Source organism: Streptomyces sp. NPDC026301 (genome assembly GCF_055567935.1).
The window spans coordinates 431,419-453,175 of the sequence record NZ_JBVHPN010000003.1; the positions used below are offsets into that span (position 1 = coordinate 431,419).

A 21,757-nucleotide genomic window follows, 5' to 3' on the forward strand; every position below is an offset into this window, starting at 1 on the left:
CGGAAGGGACCGTTGACGGCGATGCAGATCCGGCTGACCGTCCTCGGGCCGCGCAGCGGCCACTCCACTCGGGCCTGCGACGTGCTCGTGACGGCCCCTGCCGGGACGGCGCTCGCGGCGGTGGCCAGCGGCCTCGCGGCGGCCGTCGCGGGGGCGGGCGCGGACGTCGGCGGTGGCGGCGCCGGCAGTGGCCCCGTCGTGCTCTACGCGGGCCAGGAGCGGCTGGACGTCCAGCGCGCCGCGCTCGGCGAGCCGCCGCTCATAGACGGTGCGGTCCTCTCCCTCCAGGGCCCCGGCCCGGCCCCGGCGCACGGCCTGCCGGCCGGCCCCGCCCGGCTGCGGGTCGTCTCCGGCCCGGACGCGGGCGGCGTCCATCTGCTGCACGGCGGCCAGATCCGCATCGGCCGCTCCACGGACGCGGACGTGCCGCTGGACGACCCCGACGTCTCCCGGATGCACTGCGCGGTCACGGTGGCGCCGGACGGCGCGGTGACCGTGGCCGACCTCCGCTCGACGAACGGCACCGCCGTCGACGGCGCCGACCTCGACGACCGCCCGGTGCCACTGCCCCCGGGCGCGCTGCTCCGGATCGGCGAGTCGGCGCTCCGCCTGCAGCCCTCCCCCGGCGCCCCCGACCCCGTCCTCGCGGCCAGCCCGGACGGCGAGGGGCATCTGCGCGTCCATCCGGCGGGCGGCGGCGCCGAAGGACAGCGGCCGCCGGCCGCGCACTCCCCGCACGGCGCCCGGGACGCGGCCCCGTCTCCCGCTCCGTACGGCAGCGAGCGGTACGACCACGAAGCGGCCCCCGGGCACGAGCGCGCGGGCGCGGCCGGTGGCGCGCAGCGGGCGGAGTCCGTCAGGCCGGCCGGACAGGAAGCGGCCCCGGCGGGCGACGCGTACGGAGACCGGCCGTCCCCGGCGGCGTACGGCACGGGGGCATACGGCGCCGCGCCGCAGGCCGCCGAGCCCGGCGCGCCGGGCGACTGGCGGGCGACGGGCCCGTATGCCGCCGGGACGCCGGGTGCCGAGGCGTACGCCGCGGGCGCGCGGTCGGCCGAGGTCCACTCCCCCGACGCGCGCGCCACGGGACGGCCCGCGCCGGACCTCCACGCGGCGGAGCAGTACGCGCCGGACCAGTACGCAGCGGACCAGTACGCCTCGGGACACCAGGGCCGGCACCACGGCCGCCAGTACGACCAGGAGTACGACCAGCGGCACGACCAGCCGTACGGCGCCGGAGCGGGCGGCGCGCACGGCCACCCCGCCGACAGCACCGACACCCCGCCCGGCCCGGCGTCCGGCCGCCGCGGCACCCCCGTCCGGGGCACCCCGGCCGCCTTCGCCCCCGTCCCCGATCCCCGTTCCGCCGCCACCCACGGCGGTCAGCAGCCGCTGGCGGCCCCGTACGCACCCGCCGACCGACCGGCCGGGCCCGACGACCTCTCCGCGTCCCGCAAGCCCACCCGCCGCGGCGGGTGGAGTGCGTGGGCGCGGCGGCTGGCCGGCGGGCGCGCCGCCGAGGAGGAGGCGGCGGACGAGGAGGCCGCGCGGCAGGCCGCCGGGTACGCCCCCGGTCCGCGGCCCCCGGCCGATGCGGCCCCCGGCGACCTGCCGGGCGACGGCCGGGCCCCGGCCGCGTACGGCCGCTGGCCGGACGCCGCCACGGTCCTGCTGACCGCGCTCGGCCCCGGCCCCCGCCTGTGGGAGCGCGAGGCCGGGCATCCGGACGCGCTGGCCGTCCGGCTCGGCACCGCCGACCGCGACGGCGGCCGCAGCGCCGTGCCGGTGACCGTCGCGCTGCGCTCGGCCGGCGCGCTCGGCCTGGCCGGGCCGCGCCCCCGGCTCGCCGGGCTGGCCCGGGCCGCGGCCGCCCAGCTCGCGGCGCTGCACGCGCCCGGCACCCTGGAGATCGTGCTGCTCGCCGCCGACCGCGCGCGCGACACGGCGCAGCGCCTGGAGGAGTGGTCCTGGCTCGGCTGGCTGCCGCACGTGCGCCCGGCGCACGGCCAGGACTGCCGGCTGCTGCTGGCGTACGACAAGGACCAGGCGGCGGCGCGCACGGCCGAGCTGGTGCGCCGCCTGGACGACGGGCCGCTCGGCCCCGGCTGGGCGAGCGCCGACCGGTCGGCGGTGGCCGCCGCCGCGGCCCGGCACCACGGCCCGTACACCCTCGTGATCGCCGACGGCGACCCCGGCACGTCCGGGCTGCGGGAGACCGTGGCCCGGCTGGCGGCGGGCGGCCCGTCGGCCGGCATCCATGTGCTCGCGCTGGCCGAGACCCCGGCCGCCTCGCCCGCGTATCCGCTCACGGCGACGTACGAAGCGGCCCGTGCCGCGTCCCCGGCCTTCGGGGAGTGCGGCGCGGTGGCGGTGCTCAGCGGCGACGTGGCCACGGCGCTGCGCGTCGTCCAGCCCGCCGCTCCGCTGACCCCGGCCGGCGGCATCGCCGTCAACGGCGTCCCGCAGAACGGCGCGGGACCGTACGGCGCGGGGGCGAACGGCACGGTCGCGACGGTGGACGCGGTCTCCGCGCCGTGGGCCGAGCGGTTCGCGCGCGCCCTGGCGCCGCTGCGCGAGGCCGACACGGCGCGGGCGGGCCGCAGCACGCGCAGCGCCGCCGTGCCGCTGCCCGACAGCTCCCGGCTGCTGGACGAGCTGGGGCTGGCCCGTGCCACGCCCGCGTCCCTGATGGCCCGCTGGGCGGCCGCCGCCGACAGCGAGGAGCCCGCGGCCGCCGCGGTCCTGGGCGCGGGCCCGCACGGCCCGGTGCACGCGGACCCGGCCGCCGACGGCTGCCACTTCCTGCTGGAGGGCGGCCCGGGCACGGGCAAGACCGAGCTGCTGCGCTCGATCGCCGCCTCGCTGGCCGCCGCCGACCGCCCGGACCTGCTCTCGCTGGTACTGGTCGACGGCGCGGGCACGGAGCGCGGCGACGGCCTGCGGCTGTGCACGGACCTGCCGCACGTCACCGCGCATCTGGCCGCCTCCGACCCGGTGCGGATGCGGGAGTTCGCGCAGGCGCTGGTCTCGGAGCTGAAGCGGCGCGCCGAGATACTGGGCGGTACGGGCTTCGCGGAGTGGCGCGCCAAGCACGTCGCGGCGCCCCGGGTGGTCGGCCCGCGCCGGTCCGCCGAGGGCCGCACGGCAGCGGCCGCGGCCGGTCCCGCAGCGGAGGTCCCCGGCTCCCCCGCTCCCGCCACGCAGGACTCCGGCCTGCTCGACACGCCCGCGACGCACACGCTGCGGCTGCGCCCCCGGGAGCGTACGCAGGGGGCGCCCGGTGCCGAGGGGGCCGAGCGCCCGGCAGCGGCGGGCGACGGGCTCGCGGCCGTACCGCCGATGACCCGGCTGTTCGTGATCGTCGACGACTTCGACGCGCTGGTCGCACCGGCGCTGGGCAGTACGGGGCGGCCTGCGGCCGGGTCGGTCGTGCGGGCGCTGGAGGCGGTCGCCCGGGAGGGCGCCGCGCTCGGCGTGCATCTGATCGCCTCGACCGGCCATCCGGACCGCACGGCGGCCACCGCCACCGCCGAGCGGGCCGGCCTGCGCGCGCGGCTGGGCGCGGAGGGCGACCCGGCCGAGCCGCTGCCCGTCGGGCGCGGGCGGCTGTACCGAGCGGCCGACGGCTCCGCGACCCCGTTCCAGGCCGGCCGGGTCACGGGCCGGATACCCCGGACGTCGACCCTGCGGCCGACAGTCGTGCCCCTGGAATGGCACCGCATGGGCGATCCGCCGGCCCGCCGCCCGCTGCGCGAGCTGGGGAACGGCCCGACCGACCTGGCCCTGCTGGCCAGCGCGCTGCAGAAGGCCGCCCAGTCCCTGCCGTGACCTCGCGTGCGCCGTCGCGTACAACGAATCGGTCGCCGTACGGACAAGGAGAGTCACCCACTGCGATAACGGCCCGGTCACGACGGGGAGTTGTGTTCGAACGCGGTATTGCTCGGGCCTCCCGGCGCCGGTAGGACTGTCGCACGGCGAACGGGAGGGCGACGGATGCGTCACGCAACGCTTCGTACGGCAACGGCACTTGTCGCGGTGGGTGCCCTGGCACTGACCGGCTGCGGTGGCGACAGCGGCAAGAGCGAGGGCAAGGGCGGCGGCGGGAGTGCGCCCACCGTCGAGCTGCCGAAGCTGAACGGGCAGACCCTCCAGGTGACGGCCGTGTGGACCGGACCCGAGCGGGAGAACTTCACCAAGGTCCTCGACGAGTTCGAGAAGCGCACGGGCGCCAAGGTGCAGTTCGTGCCCAGCGGCGACGACATGGCCGGCTTCATCGGCTCCAAGGTCGCCGGCGGCGGCCCGCCGGACGTCGCGATGCTCCAGCAGGTCGGCGTGCTCCAGGAGTTCGCCAAGAAGGGCTGGCTCAAGCCGCTCGGCCCGGCCGCGGAGAAGGAGCTGGGCAAGAACTTCTCCAAGGGCTGGCAGGATCTCGGCAGTTACGGCGGCAAGACCTACGGCGTGTACTACAAGGCCAGCAACAAGTCGCTGGTCTGGTACAACACCCAGGCGTTCGAGAACGCGGGGGTGTCCGAGCCCAAGGACTGGAAGGGCTTCCTGAAGACCGCCAGGACGCTCGCGGACTCCGGCGTCGAGCCGGTCTCGGTCGGCGGCGCCGACGGCTGGACGCTCACCGACTGGTTCGAGAACATCTACCTCTCGCAGGCCGGGCCGGAGAAGTACGACCAGCTCGCCAAGCACGAGATCAAGTGGACCGATCCGTCGGTGAAGCAGGCGCTGACCACGCTCGGCTCGCTCTTCGGCGCCAAGGGGCTGCTCGCGGGCGGCAACGGGGGCGCGCTGCAGACGGCGTTCCCGCAGTCGGTGACGCAGACGTTCAAGGAGCAGCCGAAGGCCGCGATGGTCTCCTCGGCCGACTTCGCCGCCGCCAACATCGGCCAGACCAAGGCGAAGGTCGGTACGGACGCCAAGGTCTTCCCGTTCCCTGCGGTCGGCGCGGGGCACAAGTCGCCGGTGGTGACCGGCGGCGACGTGGCGGTGGCGCTGAAGGACAACAAGGCGTCGCAGGCGCTGCTGACCTTCCTGGCGTCCACGGACGCCGCCCGGATCTGGGCGGCGCAGGGCGGCTTCGTCTCCGCCAACGAGAAGCTGGACCCTGCCGTCTACCCGAACACCGTGTTCCGGGAGATCGCCAAGGCGCTGGTCGCGGCCGGTGACGACTTCCGCTTCGACATGTCCGACCAGGCCCCGGCGTCCTTCGGCGGCAAGCCGGGGCAGGGCGAGTGGAAGGCCCTGCAGGACTTCCTGAAGAACCCGAAGGACGTCGCGGGGACCCAGGCGCAGCTGGAGAAGGACGCCGCCAAGTCGTTCGGGAACTGATGCCATGACCTCCGGAGGCACCGCGGCCGCCGCGCAGGCGTCCGGCAAGGGCGCGAAGAAGCCCGGCAAGAGCGTGACGGGGACGCGCCCGTGGATCGCGGGCGCGTTCCTCCTCCCGGCGCTGCTGCTGCTCGGCGCGCTGGTGGTCTATCCGATCGGGTACTCGGTCTGGCGCAGCTTCTTCGACGCGCCGGGCAGCGGCTTCGTGGGGCTGGACAACTACGCCGAGCTGTTCTCCGACGACCGCATCCGCACGGCGCTGAAGAACAACATCATCTGGGTGGTGGTCGCGCCGACCGTGGCCACGGCGCTGGGCCTGATCTTCGCCGTGCTGACCGAGCGGGTGCGCTGGGGCACCGCGTTCAAGCTGGTCGTCTTCATGCCGATGGCGATCTCCATGCTGGCCGCGGGCATCATCTTCCGGCTGGTGTACGAGCAGGACCCGGAGCGCGGGGTCGCCAACGCGGTGTGGGTGGGCGTGCACGACACCTTCGCCGAGCCCTCGCCGTACCCGGGGGCCAATCCGCGGCCCAACGCGGATCTGCGGCCCGCTGGCGGCGGCGCGTTCATGACGAAGGCGGCGGCCAGGAGCGGCAGTGCCGTGGGCCTGCCGCTGGTGGCCGTGCAGCCGGACGACCTCAAGGGCGCGCAGCGCGCGAAGCCGGCGACGCCGCGTCCCGGGCAGATCACCGGCACCGCGTGGCTGGACTTCACGCGCGGGGGCGGCGGCACCCCGAACAGGATCGACAAGCAGGAGAAGGCGCTGGCCGGCCTGAAGATCGAGGCGGTCAGGGGCGGCAGGGTGGTGGCCACGGCGACCACCGCGGCGGACGGGACGTACGCGCTGCCCGCGCGCGCCGACGGGGCGAAGCTGCGGCTCCCGGCGGCGAACTTCGCCGAGGCGTACAACGGCGTCGACTGGCTCGGCCCGACGCTGGTGACGCCCGCGATCATCGGCAGTTACGTGTGGATGTGGGCGGGCTTCGCGATGGTGCTGATCGCGGCGGGCCTGGCGAGCGTGCCGCGGGAGCTGCTGGAGGCGGCCCGGGTGGACGGCGCGAACGAGTGGCAGGTCTTCCGCCGGGTGACGGTGCCGCTGCTGGCGCCGGTCCTGGTGGTCGTCCTCGTCACGCTGATGATCAACGTACTGAAGATCTTCGACCTCGTGTACATCATCGCGCCGGGCGCCAGCCAGGACGAGGCGAACGTGCTCGCCCTCCAGCTGTACCAGTCGTCCTTCGGCACGGACGTGAACCAGGGCATCGGCAGCGCCATCGCGGTGTTCCTGCTGCTGCTCGTCTCGCCCGTGCTGATCGTCAACATCCGGCGCCTGCGGAAGGAGCGGCAGCGATGACGGCGGTGGCCGACGGCGCGGTACGCGCCCGGCAGTCCCTGGCCGCGCGGATCGCGGCCCGTACCGGCGGCGGCGCGCTGCGGGTCTTCCTGATCCTGGTCGGGCTGTTCTGGCTGATGCCGACGGTCGGGCTGCTGATCTCCTCGCTGCGCGACCCGGCGGACGTCGCGGAGAGCGGCTGGTGGCAGGTGTTCGCCAAGCCGGCGCAGCTGACCTGGTCGGCGTACGGCAATCTGCTGGGCAACGCCAAGATCATGGACTCGCTGTGGACCACCGCGCTGATCACGGTGCCCGCGACGGTCCTGGTGGTGGTCATCGGGTCGCTGGCGGGCTACGCGTTCGCCTGGATGGACTTCCCCGGGCGGGACGTCTGGTTCATGGTCGTGGTGGGGCTGCTGGTCGTCCCGGTGCAGGTCGCGCTGATCCCGGTGGCGAAGCTCTTCGGCGCGGTCGGGCTGTTCGAGACGACGGCCGGGGTGGTGCTCTTCCATACGGCCTTCGGCCTGCCGTTCGCCGTCTTCCTGCTGCGGAACTTCTTCGCCGAGATCCCGCGCGAGCTGCTGGAGGCGGCCCGGCTGGACGGAGCGAGCGAACTGCGGCTGTTCACGCGGGTGGTCATGCCGCTGGGCGGCCCGGCCATCGCGTCGCTGGGCATCTTCCAGTTCCTGTGGGTGTGGAACGACATGCTGATCGCGCTGATCTTCGCGGACAGCGGCAATCCGCCGATCACCGTGGCGCTCCAGCAGGAGGTGCGCCAGTTCGGCAACAACATCGACGTGCTGGCGCCCGGCGCCTTCGTCTCGATGGTCATCCCCCTGGTGGTCTTCTTCGCCTTCCAGCGGCAGTTCGTGTCCGGCGTGATGGCGGGCGCGGTGAAGTAGGAGCGGGAGCCGGCGGCGGCTCACTCGTACGGGTGCGTCTCGTCTGCCACCCGGGGGTAACCGGCCGCCGCGCCGCATGAGGGCGCGGCGGGGCCGGGAACGATCGCTGACCGACAGCGCAGCCGGCCGCCGACTCATGGAAGTGCCCTTGCCACGGTTCAGCGTCATCGTTCCCGCTTATCAGGTCCAGGCGTACCTGCCGGAATGCCTGGAGTCCGTCCTCGGCCAGGAGTGGACGGACTTCGAGCTGATCGCGGTCGACGACGGGTCGCCGGACGGCTGCGGTGCCCTCATCCGCGACGCCGCCCGCCGCGATCACCGGGTACGGCCCGTGCACCTGCCGGCCAACACCGGCCTCGGCCCGGCCCGCAACGCTGGCATCGCCCACGCGCGCGGCGACTACCTCCTCTTCCTCGACGGCGACGACACCCTCACGCCCGGCGCCCTGCGGGCCGTCGCCGACCGGCTGGCCGCGACCGGCGACCCGGACGTGCTGGTCTACGACTACGCCCGCACCACCTGGTCCGGCACCGCGGCCCGCAACCAGTACGCCCACCTGCTCGCCGAGCACGGCCCGCCGGCCTTCCGGCTGGCCGACCGGCCCGCCCTGCTGCGGCTGCTGATGGTGGTGTGGAACAAGGCGTACCGCAGGGACTTCGTGCAGCGGCAGGGGCTCACCTTCCCGCCGGGCTACTACGAGGACACACCCTGGACGTTCCCGGCGCTGGCGACGGCGGAGTCGATCGCGGTACTGGACCGGGTCTGCGTGCACTACCGGCAGCGCCGCCGGGGCTCCATCCTCGGCACCACGGGGCGCGGCCACTTCGACATCTTCGACCAGTACGACCGGGTCTTCGCGTTCCTCGACTCCCGTCCGGAGCTGGCCCGTTGGCGCCCGCTGATGGTGCGCCGGATGACCGACCACCTCACGGCCGTCTACACGGCGCGCGGGCGGCTGCCGCGCGACAGCCGCGCCGAGTTCTTCCGGCGGGCAGCGGCGCACTGCCGCCGGTACCGCTGCGCCGTCCCCGTCGGCGTGGACGGCGCCCCGCCGCGGCTCGCCGTGCGGGTCCGGCACGGCCTGGTACGGCTCGGCTGGCACCGCCCGTTCCGGCTGCTGGCGAGCGCGCAGCGGCTGCGCCGGGCGGTCGCACACCACGCCCGGTGGCTGCTGCGGCGGACGCGGCGCGCCGCGCTCGGGCTCCACTACCGGCTCCAGCGGCGGCTGCCGGTGCGGCCCGACCACGCGGTCTTCACCGCGCACTGGCACCGCGGCTACGCGGGCGATCCCGCCGCCATCGAGGCCAAGCTGCGCGAGCTGTGCCCGGGTATGCGCACGGCGTGGGTGGCGGCGCCCGGGTACGAGGACAGCGTGCCGCCGGGCGTGCGGTGGCTGCGGCCCGGCACCGCCGCGTACTGGACCGCGCTGGCCCGCTCGAAGTACCTGGTCAACAACGTGCACTTCGACGGGCGGCTGACCAAGCGGCCCGGCCAGGTACTGCTCCAGACGCATCGCGGCACCCCCCTCAAGCACATGGGCCTGGACCTCCAGGAGCGCCCTGCCGCGGCCCGCGACACCGACTTCGCGCGGCTGCTGCGCGGCGTGGACAGCTGGGACTACAGCCTCTCCGCCAACCGGCACGCCACCCTGACCTGGGAGCGGGTCTACCCCGCCGGCTACACCACGCTGGAGTACGGGCAGCCGCGCACCGACCGGTTCCTGCGCGCCACCGCGCAGGACGTGCTGCGCATCCGTACCGAGCTGGGCATCCCGCCGTCCGCCACCGCGATCCTGTACGCGCCGACCCACCGCGACTACCGGCGCTCCCGGCGCCCCGCGCTGGACCCGCACCGGCTGCTGCGGGAGCTCGGCCCCGGCTTCGTGGTGCTGGTGCGCCCGCACTTCTCCTCGCTGGAGGGCCCGCCGTACGCCGCCGACGTGCCGCCGGCGCCGCCCGGCGACGGGGTGATCGACGTGAGCGGGCACCCGTGCGTGGAGGACCTCTGCCTGGCCTCGGACGCGCTGGTCACCGACTACTCCTCGCTCATGTTCGACTACGTGAACCTCGACCGGCCCGTGGTGGTCCTCACCGACGACTGGGAGGCGTACCGGGCGTCCCGCGGCACCTATTTCGACCTGCTCAGGCACCCGCCGGGGCCCGTGGCCCGCAGTGAGGACGAGCTCATCGACATCTTCGCGAGTCCCGCATGGCGCGGTCCCCGTTCGGCCGCTCTGCGGGCCACTTTCCGTTCACTTTTCTGCCCCTACGATGACGGCCACGCCGCGGAACGCGTGGTACGCCGTGTGTTTCTCGGGGACGAGGGGTCACCTCCCGACGCCGTACCCCTCCACGAGCGCCGGCCCGCGCCTTCTCCCGAGCGGGCCCGCCGGCTCGCGGTGCCGCAGCCGGTGCCCGGGCCGCCCACAACAGCACACGCGTCGCATGTCGCCATCGAATCCCCCGACCGTCTGGAGACGGACCGCACATGACTGCCCTCACCGCAGACCAGAGTGCCGAACAGCTCCCACGACCTACCCGCCTGTCCGACGTCAAGGGCTGGTTCTTCACCGCCGACCAGCTCATGTTCGACTGGTTCCTGGCCCGCCAGGACCGCCGCAAGGAACCGGGCGACCTGCTGGAGCTCGGCGCGTACATGGGGAAGAGCGCCATCTTCATGGGCGCCCGGCTGCGCGCCGGTGACCGCTTCACGGTCTGCGACCTGTTCGATTCCCCCGCCGAGGACGCCTCCAACTCCAAGGAGATGGCGAAGTCCTACGCCACGCTCACCCGCCGCGCCTTCGAGGCCAACTACCTCTCCTTCCACGACGAGCTGCCGCACCTCGTGCAGGGCCTGTCCTCGGTGATCCGCGCGCACGTCGCGGACGACAGCTGCCGCTTCGCGCACATCGACGCCTCGCACCTGTACGAGCACGTGCACGGCGACATCCTGGCCGTGCGGGAGCTGCTGCGCCCGCACGGCGTGGTGGTGCTGGACGACTACCGCGCCGAGCACTGTCCCGGCGTGGCCGCGGCCACCTGGCAGGCGGTGACCACGGGCGGGCTGAAGCCGCTGTGCATCACCGGCACCAAGTTCTACGGCACCTGGGGCGACGCGGAGCCGGTCCGCGCCGAGCTGCGGGAGTGGCTCGCCGGACGCGATGATCTGTGGCACGAGGTGCAGCAGGTGGCCGGACAGCCGTTGATTCGCCTGTCGGCGAAGGGGGCGAAGGAACCGGCGCATCCGGTGTCCCGGCACCGGTCGGCGGTCCCGTCGCAGCCGGGCGGCATCGCCGGGCTCGGCGGCGGGCGGTCGGCGGGCGGCGGCCGGCGCGCGCTGCGGCGCTTCGCGGTGAACGTGTTGCCGCCGGTCGTCACCAAGGCGATCGTCGGTGCCCGTCAGCGGGCGCGCTGAGCCACTACGGGCAGTTTCCCGGCCGCGGCGCCGTTGTGGCCGGTCGCGCAGTTCCCCGCGCCCCTTACGGGGCGCTTTGCCTCACTCCTGTGCCCAGAGCTCGGCCCCTTACGGGGCCGGGGCTACGGTCCGTTCGGCGAGCGGGACCACCGGCAGTAGCTCCTCCTCGCCGAGGAAGACGCGGCGGACTACGCGTTCGGCGGCCAGGCCGTCGTCGTATGGGCAGAAGCGGTCCCGGAATGCGGCCCGCAGTTCCGTGGAGTGGGCGTCCGCCCAGCGGCCGGAGCGGAACAGGGCGGCGATCTCCTGTTCGTCGCCCGCCACGTGGCCCGGGGTGTCGCCGGGCTCGCCGGAGAGCAGGTCGAAGTAGACGCCGCGGGCGTGCCGGTACGCCTCCCAGTCCGAGGAGTGCACGACGACCGGCCGGTCGAGCCCCGCGTAGTCGAACATCAGCGACGAGAAGTCGCAGAGCAGCGCGTCGGAGGCCAGCGCCAGGTCCTCCACGGACGGGTGCCGGGAGACGTCCAGGATGCGGCCCGCCTCCTCCAGCGCGGCGAGCCGCGAGTCCGCGCCGTAGAAGTAGTGCGTGCGGACCAGGAGTTGGTAGCCCTCGCCGAGGTCGTCGGCGAGGCGCTCCAGGTCCAGCGGCGGGTTGAAGCCGCGCTCGTAGTCGCGGTGGGTGGGCGCGTAGAGGATCGCGGTGGTGCCCGGCGCGATGCCCAGCCCGGCGCGGATCCTGCGGACGTCGTCGGCGGTGGCGGTGAAGTACCGGTCGTTGCGCGGGTAGCCGGTCGGCAGCGTCTCGTAGTCGCTGGGGTAGACGCGCTGCCACACCTCGGTGGAGTGCGGGTTGGAGGACAGGCAGTAGTCCCACTGGTCGGCGTGGTCGAGCATCCGCAGGAAGCTGACGCCGTGCGCGGCGGCCGGGTGGCGGCGCAGGTCCATGCCCATCTTCTTCAGCGGGGTGCCGTGGTGGGTCTGGAGGTAGACCTGCTCGGGGCGCTTGTGGACGGTGCCGGAGAAGTTGGCGTTGTTGACGAGGTACTTGGCTCGGGCCAGCACCTCCCAGTACCGGCGCGAGTTCACCAGTACGGTCTCCACGCCCGGCGGCACGTCCTCGCGGTGCTTGCGGTCCACCACCCACACGCCGCGCAGGTGCGGCGCCAGCTCGCGGGCCTTCGCGTGGATCGCGGCGGGATTGCACAGCACGCCGCGGTTCCAGTAGGCGGCGTAGACCACGAGGTTCTCGTCGACGGGGCGGCGCAGCTGGAGGCCGTAGTAGCGGCGGTAGACGCTGCGCGCGGTGCGGTGCTTGCGGGCGCGCAGCGTCTTGGCGGTGCGGTGCCGAAGCGTTCCGGCACGCTGCAGGGAGCGGTAGACGGCGTAGGAGTTCAGGTGACCGGGCAGCTCGGCGGCGGCCGGGCGGTGCCGGCGCAGCAGGCGGACCAGCTCCCGGTAGAAGTCGGGCCGGTCCGCGGCGCGCACCCGGCCGTCGTCCTCCATGATCCGCAGCAGCCGGCCTGCGGCGTGCGTGAACAGCACGCCGCGGGCCGCCTCGGTGCCGCCGCCCAGCCCGGTGCCGGTCAGCGCGCGGAACAGCGCGTCGTACCGGCCGATGACCGCGAAGTGGTGCCGTCCGGGGACGGTGGAGGCGCTGCCCCGGCGGCGCTTGCGCCAGGTCACGCACACCTGGTCCAGGCAGGCGATGCGGGACGCGGCCAGCAGTACCCCGAAGACCACGGGCACGTCGTCGTACGGGCCGTCGGCGAACGCGAAGCGGTGCGCCTCCCACAGGTCACGGCGGACCGCGCGGTTCCAGGACGCGGGCAGCACGGCCAGGCACTCCGGCAGGTCCTCGGCGGTGAAGACCGTGTCGGCGTGCTCCTCCAGGAACTCCCGGTCGGCGCTGCCGTGCCGCTTCTCCCAGACGTCGATCCGGTCGTGATCGAAGAGCAGCACATCGGGCTCGCCCGCGGCCCGCAGCCGCGCGTCGATGGCCGCCAGCGCGCCGGGCGCGAGGAAGTCGTCGCCGTCGAGGAAGAGGAGGTACTCGCCGGTGGCGCGGCGGACGCCGGCGTTGCGGGCCGGGCCCACGCCGCCGGGGCGTTCCAGATGCAGCGCGACGACCCGGTGGTCGGCGGCCGCGTACGCGTCGATGATCGCCCCGTCGCCGCCGTCCGAGCAGTCGTCGACGGCGATCAGCTCCACCCCTTCGAAGGACTGCGTGAGGACGGAGTCCAGGCAGTGGCGCAGGAAACCCTGCACGCCGCGGGCGGGGACGATGACGCTGAAGCGGGGCATGGCCATCCAGGGGTCGGTACGCACGGTGCAGCGCCAGCGTAGGCGGACGATCACGCTCCGTCCCGTTCTTCCGCCGGGGCCGGTCACTCGAACAGCGCAGGAAATGTGACGGGTGAGACCGCACGGGGTTGGACTGGTGTCCCGTGCGTCCCCTGGAAAAGGTCTGGTCTGCTCCATGGATCCCCGGCTCACCGTCGTCATCCCGATCTACAACGTGGAGGAGTACCTCCACGAATGCCTCGCGTCCGTGGCCGCCCAGACCCTGCGGGAGCTGGACGTGGTGATGGTCGACGACGGCTCCACCGACTCCGGACCCGAACTGGCCCGCGAGTTCGCCGCGCGCGATCCGCGCTTCCGGCTGGTGACGCAGGAGAACGGGGGCCTGGGGCACGCCCGTAACACCGGCGCCCGGCACGCCGACCCGCGCACCGCCTATCTGACCTTCATGGACAGCGACGACGTGCTGCCGCCGCGCGCGTACGAGGGCCTGGTTTCGCTGCTGGACGAGTCCGGCTCGGACTTCGCGACCGGCAACGTCTACCGGCTGACCGCCGAGGGCCGCAGCCAGGCGTGGCAGCACAAGACGATGACCCGCACGGTCCTGGGCACCCACATCAGCCGGGACCTGACCCTGCTGGCCGACCGGGTGGCCTGGAACAAGGTCTTCCGGCGGAGCTTCTGGGACCGGCACGGGCTGGCCTTCCCCGAGGGCGTGCTCTACGAGGACACGCCGGTCACCATCCCCGCGCACTTCCTCGCCGAGGCCGTCGACGTCCTCCACGAGCACGTCTACTACTGGCGCATCCGCGAGGGCTCGATCACCCGCCGCCGCACCGACGTGAAGGGCGTACGGGACCGGCTCGCCGCCGTCGACGGCGTCAGCCGCTTCCTCGCCGACCCGGACCGCACCCGCTGGACCCGGCACAAGCGCGACTACGACCGGTCCGTCCTGGTCGACGACCTGCAGTACTTCATCGACGCGCTGCCCATGGCGGGCGAGGAGTACCACCGGGTCTTCATGGACGGGGCGCGGGACTTCCTCAGCCGGATCGACCCCACGCTGTACGCCGAGCTCCCCGTCGAGCAGCGCATGAAGTGGGCGCTGATCCGGGAGGGCCGCCTCGACGACCTGCTGCGGCTGCTGGAGTACCAGCAGCGCAACAACTCCGGCTTCCACGTGGCCGGTCCGCCGCTGCGCAAGCGCGCGGTGCTCGCGGTCGGCGGCGGCCGGCCGATCCCGCTGCCGCCCGCCGTCACCCGGCTCACCGCCAAGGACCTGCCGGTACGGGCGCGGCTGCGGGAGGCGGTGTGGCGGGACGGCAAGCTGGTGCTGCGCGGCTACGCCTACATCCGCAACATCGCGGCGCCCGGCCGGCTGCGCTGCCTGAAGGCCGCGGTGCTGATGTCGGGCCGGCGCCGGATCGTGCTGCCGGTGCGGTCCGTGCCCGCGCCGGACGCCACCCACAACTCCCGCCAGGAGCAGCACTGTTACGACTGGTCCGGCTTCGAGATCACGGTGGATCCCAAGCGGCTGGCCAAGGGCGGCCGGTTCCGGCCCGGCCAGTGGAAGGCGGGCATCGTGGTGGCCGGGGCGGGGGTGGTGCGGCCGGCCGCGCTGCGCGCCCTGGACACCGGCTCCGGCGCGTCCCCGCTGCCGCACGAGGTGGCCGACGGGATGCGGGTGGTGCCCTGGTACAAGGACGGGCGGCTGCATCTGTCGGTGGAGCGGACCGTGCGGCGGCTGGCCGGGCAGCGCACGGTGGGCGACGGCGCGGCCGAGCTGACCGTGACGGACGCCTCGGCCAACGCGCCGGTGGCGCTGCGGCTGACCCACCGCGGCACGGACGAACGCCTCGAACTGCCGCTCACGGAAGCGGACATCACCGCCGAGGGCACCGGCCACCGCCTCACCCTGCGCATCGACCCGGCCGCGCTGGCCGAGGCGGCCACCGGCGAGGCCGCCACGGGTGCCGGGCGCGGGACCGCCGCCACGGGTGCCGGGAACGGGACCGCCGCCACCTGGGACCCCGTACTGGTCTACGCGGACGGCAAGACCGCCCGGATCGCGGCCGACCCGACCACCCCGGCCGGGCGGCAGGTCGACAGCGGCGGCCGGGAGCTGGTGGTCACCGCCACCGCGGCCGGCAACCTCGTCCTGCACACCCGCGCCCCCGAGCCGTTCGCCGACCGGCTGGCGTGGCGCCCCGACGGGTCGCTGGAGGTGGCGGGGCGGCTGCCGGGCGCGGCCGGGGGCGCGGCGCCGCTCGCGGCCGTGCTGCGGCACAGCCGGTTCGCCGCCGAGGCGGTCTTCCCCGCCACCCGGGACGGCGAGCGGTTCACGGCCGTACTGCGGCCCGCCGCGGTCCCCTCCTGCGGCGGCGCACGGCCGCTGCGCGAGGGCCGCTGGTACCTCTTCCTGCGCACGGCGGACGCCGACGGCGCGGTCGGGCCCGGCGCCGAGTACGACGCGGGTGCGGCGGACGACGAGGCCGCCGAAGCGGTCGCCCCGGACCCCGGCGGCGACCGGCACGGCGCCGGTGACCTGCCCGTACGGCTGTGCCCCACGCTCTTCGCCGCGCTGCCCGCGACCTGCCCGGCGGCGACCGGGCGGCTCACCGTGGACCGCCGCTTCCACGACCGGGTCTTCGTCGAGGCGGGCCCCGCGGTACCGGACGCGGACCGCGGCCCGTACCGGCAGCGGCTGCTGCGCGAGGAGCACTACCCGCGGCGCCGCTCCCGCCCGCTGCGCGAGACGGTCCTCTACAACAGCTTCGACGGGCGCTGCGGCGGCGACTCACCACGCGCGGTGCACCGGGAGCTGGCCCGCCGCGAGCCGCGCGCCGACCACCTCTGGGTGGTCCGCGACACCCACGCCCACATCCCTCCCGGCACCCGTCCAGTACTCCTGGGCAGCACCGAGTGGCACGAGGCACTGGCCCGCAGCCGTCGCATCGTCACCAACACCCACCTACCGGAGTGGTTCGTCCGCCGCCCCGGCCAGCGGGTCCTGCAGACCTGGCACGGCACCCCGGTCAAGCGCATCGGCACCGACCTGGCCGGCACGCTCTGCGCCGACCTGGTCCACCTGTGGCCGCAGCCGCGCCGCGGCCACCAGTGGAGCGTGCTGCTCTCCCCCAACGCGCACAGCACGTCCCTGCTGGGCCGGTCCCTGGGCTACGACGGCGCCATCCACGAGACCGGCCTGCCCCGCACCGACGCCCTGCTCTCCGAAGACCGCGACAAACAGGCCCTGCGCGTACGGGAGCGCCTCGGCATCCCCCCGGACAAGAAGGTGGTCCTCTACGCGCCGACCCAGCGGGACGACAAGGCGTACGACGCGGACCACTACCAGCTGCACCTGCCGCTGGACGTCGCACACGCCAGGGCGGCGCTCGGCGAGGACCACGTCCTGCTGCTGCGCAGCCACCCCCTGGTCGCCGACCGGGTGCCGACCCGGCCCGACGGCTTCCTCCGCGACGTGACCGACCACCCCGACGCGATGGAACTCCTGCTGGCCGCCGACGTACTGGTCACGGACTACTCCTCCCTGGCGGTGGACTTCGCCAACACCGGCCGCCCGATCCTGTTCCTGACGCCGGACCTGGAGCACTTCCGCGACACCGTGCGCGGCTTCACCTTCGACTTCGAGGCCGAGGCCCCGGGACCACTCCTGACGAACACCGGGGAGTTGGTGGACGCGCTGCGCGACCTGGACGGGGTCGCGCGCCGCAGCGCGCACGCGTACGCACGCTTCCGCGCGGCGTACTGCCCACGGGACGACGGCCGGGCGGCGGCACGGGCGGCGGATCTGCTGCTGGACTGAGGCCGCGGCCCGGGAATCAGCGGCGCCGCAGCCTGCGGAGGGCCTTGGTGAGGAAGGGGGGCAGGAGTTGGAGGGCTGCGCGGCGGGCGCGGGCCTTTGGGCGGCGGGCGGTGGCTCGGTGTTGTGCTGCCTCGGCCTCGGCGGCGGCTGCCGCGGCGCGTGCGTCGGTCTCCTCGCGGCGGCGCCGGATCTCCTCGGCCGCGCGTTCCTCGGCGCGCAGCGCTTCGTAGTGCCGGGACCGCGGTGGCTCGGGCACGGCCAGGCCCTGCCCGCTGACCAGGCGCACCACCCGGTGCCCCGCGATGGTCTGGAGGTCGGCGTGGCAGTCGGCGCGGCCGACGATCTCCAGGATGAGCGCCTCCTGCCAGGGCGCCGGGTCGCCCCAGGTGCCGTAGAACTTGCAGCGGCTCAGGCAGATGGGCCGCAGCCCCTCCGTGAACAGCGCCTCCCAGGCGGCGGCCGAGACGCCCGGCGTGTGCTCGGAGCGGTAGTCGTCCAGCACGACCACTCCTTCGGGTGACAGCACGCGACGCGCGGCCAGGATGTCGTCGCGTACGTGGTCGTAGAGGTGCGAGGCGTCGATGTGGACGAAGCGGCAGCTGCCGGGAGCCACCTTCTCGGGAACGAGGGAGGTGGGGCCCTGGATGATGGCGGGCAGCTCGTCGTGGAAGGAGAGGTAATTCGCCTCGAACGCGCGGCGGCTGAGCGTCGCGTAAGAGCGCTGCATTTCCTCGTCGTTGGCCGCGTCCCCGGCCGGGGAATCGAAGAGGTCACAGACCGTGAATTCCTCCCCCGAGTGGCGGTAACGGCCCAGGAAAACGGCGCTCTTTCCCAGGTACGCGCCCATTTCCAGCAGGTCGCCGCGCACGCCGGAGCGGGCCTGGTGGGTCAGTAGCCAGTCGAAGAGCAGCTGGTCCTGGTCGAAGAACCAGCCCTTGACGTCCGCGAGCGTGCCGGGGCGCGGCAGCGCCGCTCCGGCGGGCGCGGCGAGGGTCTCGGTGTGCAGTGGGGTCATGTCCTGTGCCCGGCCTCTCGACGGAAATCGCGGTGCCGGACACTAGCCGCCGGCCGCCCGGAATTCCGGAATACGGGCGGTGGTCGGCGCGTACGAGGTATTCCGCCGCGCTCAGTTCCGTCGTACGAAGAGAGCGACATTGCCGCCGGGGCCGTTCAGCCAGTACCGCTGTGCGAAGAGCGTGTGCAGCAGCCGCCATTTGGCCATTTCGTGGTCGTTGTGGCGGAACCAGTGGGTGCGGTCCACGCCGTCGGCGGCGACCAGCCAGACCCGGCCGGTGCGGGCCAGCCGCGCCCGGATCTCCGCGAGCGGCGCGTCCCGGCCGTAGAGCGTGCCCGACGCCGCGCCCGTGGCGCCGAGCGTGAGGTCCGTCAGGCCGGCGAACCGCTCCGGGTAGGCGAGTCCTACCCGGCGTTCGTAGGTGGGCGCGAAGAAGACGCCGTCCCCGGGCGCGGCGCGGCGCGCGACGGCCGCCGCCACCGCCGCGAGATCGTCCGGGCGGCCGGTGCGCAGCCGTTCGCGCTGCTGGGCGGGCAGCTGGCACAGGAACGCCGCGGCGACCGCGGCCGCGCCCACCGCCGCCACCAGGCGCGGCGGCAGCCGCCGGGACCGCCGTACGGCCGCCGCGATCACCAGCCGCTCGGCCCCGGCCGCCGCGGCCAGTGCCACACCCGGCAGCGAGAAGAGCAGGTAGCGGTCGAGGAAGACCGGGTACCGCTGGGAGGCCGCGAAGAGCAGGACGGGCGGCAGCAGGGCGAGCGGCAGCGCGACGGCGGACAGGCCGAGCGGGCCCCGGCGCGGCAGCGGGCGCCAGGCGGCCACCGCCAGCAGGAGGCACACGGCCACGACGACCGGCACGGACGGCCCGGCGAACGACCGCAGCAGCAGCCAGGCGGCGCGCAGCCCGGGCGGATACAGCCAGTTCAGCTGGTTGCTCTGGCCCCGGGACAGCGCCACGAGGGGCAGCAGCGCGAGGGCCACCGCGCAGGCCGCCGCCGCCCAGCGCCACCACACCGCGCGCGGCACCCGGGAGATCAGCAGCGTCAGCGCGTGCGCGGCGAGCACCAGCACGGCGCATTCGTGGAGCAGCGCGGTGAGCGCCGTGACGGCCGCGTATCCGGTCCAGTCCCGTGCACGGCCGCGCCGTACGGCGGTCGTCAGCAGCAGCGTGGACAGCGCGGCGCCGGCCGTGACCAGCGCGTAGGAGCGGGCCTCCTGCGCGTAATGGCTCGTGGTGGGGAAGGCGGCGAAGAGCAGCCCGGCCCACAGCCCGACGCGCGGCGCGGCCAGCCGGCTGCCGGTCAGCGCCACGAGCCCGACGGCGGCCGTCGCGCCGAGCACGGACGGCAGCCGCAGCGCCTCCTCGCCGTCGCCCAGCAGCGCGCGGACGCCGTGCATCAGCGCGTAGTACAGGCCGTGCACCGCGTCGGCGGTGCCGAGCAGGTGCCACAGCTGCGGCAGCGAGCGGCGGGCGAGCTGCGCGGTGGCCGCCTCGTCCCGCCACAGCGTGCCGCGGTCCAGTCCCCACAGGCCCAGCGCGAGCATGACCGCGCAGGGGACGAGGACGGCGACGGCGGTGGCGCGGCGCCGCGCGCGCGTCCCGCCGCGCACGGTCAGCGGGGCACGGCCGCCCGGCGCCGCGGACGGCGGCCGCTCCTCCTCGGGGTCCGCGACGCCCGGTCCGCTCATGGCTCCGGCAGCTCGTACGGGCTCGGCAGCGGGAAGTACGCCTCCAGGAACGGCCGGAGCAGCGCCAGCTGGGCCGCCAGGTCGGTCTCCTCCGACTGGGTGTCGTTGAGGCAGAAGGCGTCCCGGTCGCGGCGGGCGAGCAGCCGGTCCAGGCGGTTGGCCGCGTTCGGCCGGGAGAGGTCGAGGTAGGAGTAGGCGATGTCGGCGGGCAGCGCGCGGCCGGTGTGGAAGGCGTAGTAGTGGTGCAGCGAGGACGGGATGGAGATGTCGTCCATGCTGCGGAAGCGGTGCGAGGCGGTCGCCCGGTGCTGTGCGCCGAACTCCCGCTCTATCTCGTCCAGGACGCTGCGCCGCAGGGCGTGCGGTACGTGCTTCATCTTCTGCACCGGGGTGGTGCCGAAGCGGGCCTCGATGAGCGCGCGGTTGTTCTTGCCCGCGACGGACACCGGGACGTCGTCGTCGCCGGGCGGCCCGAGCGGTACCAGCGCGGGCGAGGGGAAGTACTTCGTCAGCCCGTTGGCCAGGAAGAAGTCGTGCGGTGACGCCTCCCGGCCGAGGAAGACGTCGTCGTTGAAGTAGAGGAAGTGCTCGGAGAGGCCCTCGATGTGGTGCAGCTGGCTCTCGATGGCGTGCGAGTTGAACGTCGGCAGCGCACTCGTGTCGGTGAATATCTCGCGGTGGCTGACGACCTTCACGCGCGGGTGCGCGGTGTTCAGCCAGGGCGGTACCTGGTCGTCGGTGACGAGGTAGACGTCGCGCACCCAGGGCGCGTACATGTCCAGCGAGCGCAGCGAATAGCGCAGCTCGTCACGGTTGGCGTAGCGCGCGGCGTTGGCCGCCTCGTCGTGGTACGCCTGCCCGGTGCACGCCGCGCGGCGCTCCAGCCAGGCCGGGTCGGCGCCGTCCACCCAGGTGTAGACGACGTCGATGGGGAAGGTGATGTCGCCGGGCAGCGGGACGGTGAAGTCCCGGTAGGTGGCCACCTGCGGGGTGCGGTCGTCGCCCGACCCGTTGGGGCAGGTGAAGAGCGCGGCGGGGACGCTGATCCGGCGCCCCTGCGCCGGCACCCACTCGGTGACGGCGTTCCGCCGCGGGGCGATCAGCCGGTCCTCCTCGCGCGGCCAGAACTCCACGTCGCAGCCGTACGCCTCGTCCAGTACGAGCGAACGCCCTGGGTCGGTACGGAACCAGGTGACCCGGAACAGCCCGGCACGCCCGGCCCGGTGCCAGCCGCCGGAGTCGTAACCGGGCGCGGTGTGCCGGACCTCGTTGCCCGGGGCCAGCAGGGAGACGTAGCCGGGCAGCGCGCGGCACCGGGCGGCCAGCGCGGCGAGCGCCCGCGAGCCGTCCTCCTCGGCCACCGCGACCACGCCCCGGCCGCGCTCCTTGCCGCGTACGCAGAAGTGGTCGACGCCGGCCTGCTCCAGGGTCTCGGTGACGGTGACCAGGTTGTCGCGGCGGGCCCGGGCGGGTGAGAGGTCGTGCTGCACGAGGGCGATGCGCGGGTGCCCGTCGGCCATCGTGACGGCCCGGCCGGGCCCGGCGGCGAGGGCACGGTGCGCGAGCGCCACGCTCCGGGTGCGCAGCCCGTCCAGATGTCGGGCCGTCGCCAGCCAGCTGACCTGCTGCTTGATGCGGCGGCGCAGCTCCGGGGTGGAGCGGGTCGCGATGGCCCGCCGCAGGTGTTCCGGTACCGCCTTGCGGTAGACCGACACCAGGGTCGATGCCTCCGGGTTGATCCGCCGCACCGTCCCTCCGGCGCGGCGCGCACCCGGATGCCGTACGGGCCGGCGGCGTGGCTCGGCGGTCCGCTGTCCCATCTGTGCACTCACTCCGGTCTCCCCCTTCGCGTCTCCCCGCGGTCCGGTCGTTTACCCCTATGGGCGTTTGATGCAACTATGACGCCGTAAGTCCGTGTACACATCCCCTGTGCACCCGGACAC

The 21,757-nt window shown here is 74.5% G+C and carries 11 protein-coding genes; 7 read left to right on the forward strand and 4 right to left on the reverse strand.

From position 1 onward, the window contains the following. Positions 1-21 precede the first annotated feature (21 nt). From ACZ4MH_RS07685 to ACZ4MH_RS07710, 6 genes are all read left to right on the forward strand, one after another. A complete protein-coding gene (locus ACZ4MH_RS07685; RefSeq protein WP_467754407.1) occupies positions 22-3,828 on the forward strand; it encodes an FHA domain-containing protein in 3,807 nt (1,268 codons plus the stop codon). A gap of 165 nt (positions 3,829-3,993) precedes the next feature. Then, positions 3,994-5,337 carry an ABC transporter substrate-binding protein gene (locus ACZ4MH_RS07690; RefSeq protein WP_351600691.1) on the forward strand — a complete coding sequence of 448 codons (1,344 nt, stop codon included), beginning with the start codon at positions 3,994-3,996 and terminating at the stop codon, positions 5,335-5,337. Between the two features lie 4 nt (positions 5,338-5,341). Continuing rightward, positions 5,342-6,691: a carbohydrate ABC transporter permease gene (locus ACZ4MH_RS07695; protein WP_351600688.1), complete on the forward strand. Its 1,350-nt coding sequence runs from the start codon at positions 5,342-5,344 to the stop codon at positions 6,689-6,691. Further along, positions 6,688-7,572 (forward strand): carbohydrate ABC transporter permease, encoded by an 885-nt coding sequence (locus tag ACZ4MH_RS07700; RefSeq protein ID WP_351600685.1) that lies wholly within the window; start codon positions 6,688-6,690, stop codon positions 7,570-7,572. Before ACZ4MH_RS07695 ends, ACZ4MH_RS07700 begins: the two co-directional genes overlap by 4 nt. Before the next feature lie 148 nt (positions 7,573-7,720). After that, the gene (locus tag ACZ4MH_RS07705; protein ID WP_351600683.1) at positions 7,721-10,063 is read left to right on the forward strand and encodes a bifunctional glycosyltransferase/CDP-glycerol:glycerophosphate glycerophosphotransferase; all 2,343 of its coding nucleotides are present in this window, start codon (positions 7,721-7,723) and stop codon (positions 10,061-10,063) included. Then, entirely contained in the window at positions 10,060-10,986 is a 927-nt protein-coding gene (locus ACZ4MH_RS07710; RefSeq protein WP_351600680.1) for a class I SAM-dependent methyltransferase, read from the forward strand. The genes ACZ4MH_RS07705 and ACZ4MH_RS07710 overlap by 4 nt, the downstream gene beginning before the upstream one ends. A 108-nt stretch (positions 10,987-11,094) precedes the next feature. On the opposite strand, the gene ACZ4MH_RS07715 is transcribed toward ACZ4MH_RS07710, so the two are convergent. After that, a complete protein-coding gene (locus tag ACZ4MH_RS07715) occupies positions 11,095-13,293 on the reverse strand; it encodes a bifunctional glycosyltransferase/CDP-glycerol:glycerophosphate glycerophosphotransferase (RefSeq protein WP_351600677.1) in 2,199 nt (732 codons plus the stop codon). A 169-nt stretch (positions 13,294-13,462) separates the two neighbouring features. Here ACZ4MH_RS07715 and ACZ4MH_RS07720 point away from each other — a divergent pair, with 169 nt between their 5' ends. After that, positions 13,463-17,110, forward strand: coding sequence for a bifunctional glycosyltransferase/CDP-glycerol:glycerophosphate glycerophosphotransferase (locus ACZ4MH_RS07720; protein WP_467754394.1), 3,648 nt, complete (start codon positions 13,463-13,465; stop codon positions 17,108-17,110). A gap of 16 nt (positions 17,111-17,126) precedes the next feature. Here the strand turns inward: ACZ4MH_RS07720 and ACZ4MH_RS07725 are convergent, their stop codons facing one another. The 3 genes from ACZ4MH_RS07725 to ACZ4MH_RS07735 form a co-directional block, all read right to left on the reverse strand. Continuing rightward, positions 17,127-18,125 (reverse strand): class I SAM-dependent methyltransferase, encoded by a 999-nt coding sequence (locus ACZ4MH_RS07725; RefSeq protein ID WP_351602164.1) that lies wholly within the window; start codon positions 18,123-18,125, stop codon positions 17,127-17,129. A 111-nt stretch (positions 18,126-18,236) separates the two neighbouring features. After that, entirely contained in the window at positions 18,237-19,814 is a 1,578-nt protein-coding gene (locus tag ACZ4MH_RS07730; protein ID WP_467754395.1) for a glycosyltransferase family 39 protein, read from the reverse strand. Beyond that, the gene (locus ACZ4MH_RS07735) at positions 19,811-21,634 is read right to left on the reverse strand and encodes a stealth family protein (RefSeq protein WP_467754408.1); all 1,824 of its coding nucleotides are present in this window, start codon (positions 21,632-21,634) and stop codon (positions 19,811-19,813) included. Before ACZ4MH_RS07735 ends, ACZ4MH_RS07730 begins: the two co-directional genes overlap by 4 nt. Positions 21,635-21,757: the final 123 nt, after the last annotated feature.

Coding starts and splice junctions, on each gene's coding strand:
- ACZ4MH_RS07685 (WP_467754407.1), top strand. CDS start 22: ATGCAGATCCGGCTGACCGTCCTCGGGCCGCGCAGCGGCCACTCCACT.
- ACZ4MH_RS07690 (WP_351600691.1), top strand. CDS start 3,994: ATGCGTCACGCAACGCTTCGTACGGCAACGGCACTTGTCGCGGTGGGT.
- ACZ4MH_RS07695 (WP_351600688.1), top strand. CDS start 5,342: ATGACCTCCGGAGGCACCGCGGCCGCCGCGCAGGCGTCCGGCAAGGGC.
- ACZ4MH_RS07700 (WP_351600685.1), top strand. CDS start 6,688: ATGACGGCGGTGGCCGACGGCGCGGTACGCGCCCGGCAGTCCCTGGCC.
- ACZ4MH_RS07710 (WP_351600680.1), top strand. CDS start 10,060: ATGACTGCCCTCACCGCAGACCAGAGTGCCGAACAGCTCCCACGACCT.
- ACZ4MH_RS07715 (WP_351600677.1), bottom strand. CDS start 13,293: ATGGCCATGCCCCGCTTCAGCGTCATCGTCCCCGCCCGCGGCGTGCAG.
- ACZ4MH_RS07720 (WP_467754394.1), top strand. CDS start 13,463: ATGGATCCCCGGCTCACCGTCGTCATCCCGATCTACAACGTGGAGGAG.
- ACZ4MH_RS07725 (WP_351602164.1), bottom strand. CDS start 18,125: ATGACCCCACTGCACACCGAGACCCTCGCCGCGCCCGCCGGAGCGGCG.
- ACZ4MH_RS07730 (WP_467754395.1), bottom strand. CDS start 19,814: ATGAGCGGACCGGGCGTCGCGGACCCCGAGGAGGAGCGGCCGCCGTCC.
- ACZ4MH_RS07735 (WP_467754408.1), bottom strand. CDS start 21,634: ATGGGACAGCGGACCGCCGAGCCACGCCGCCGGCCCGTACGGCATCCG.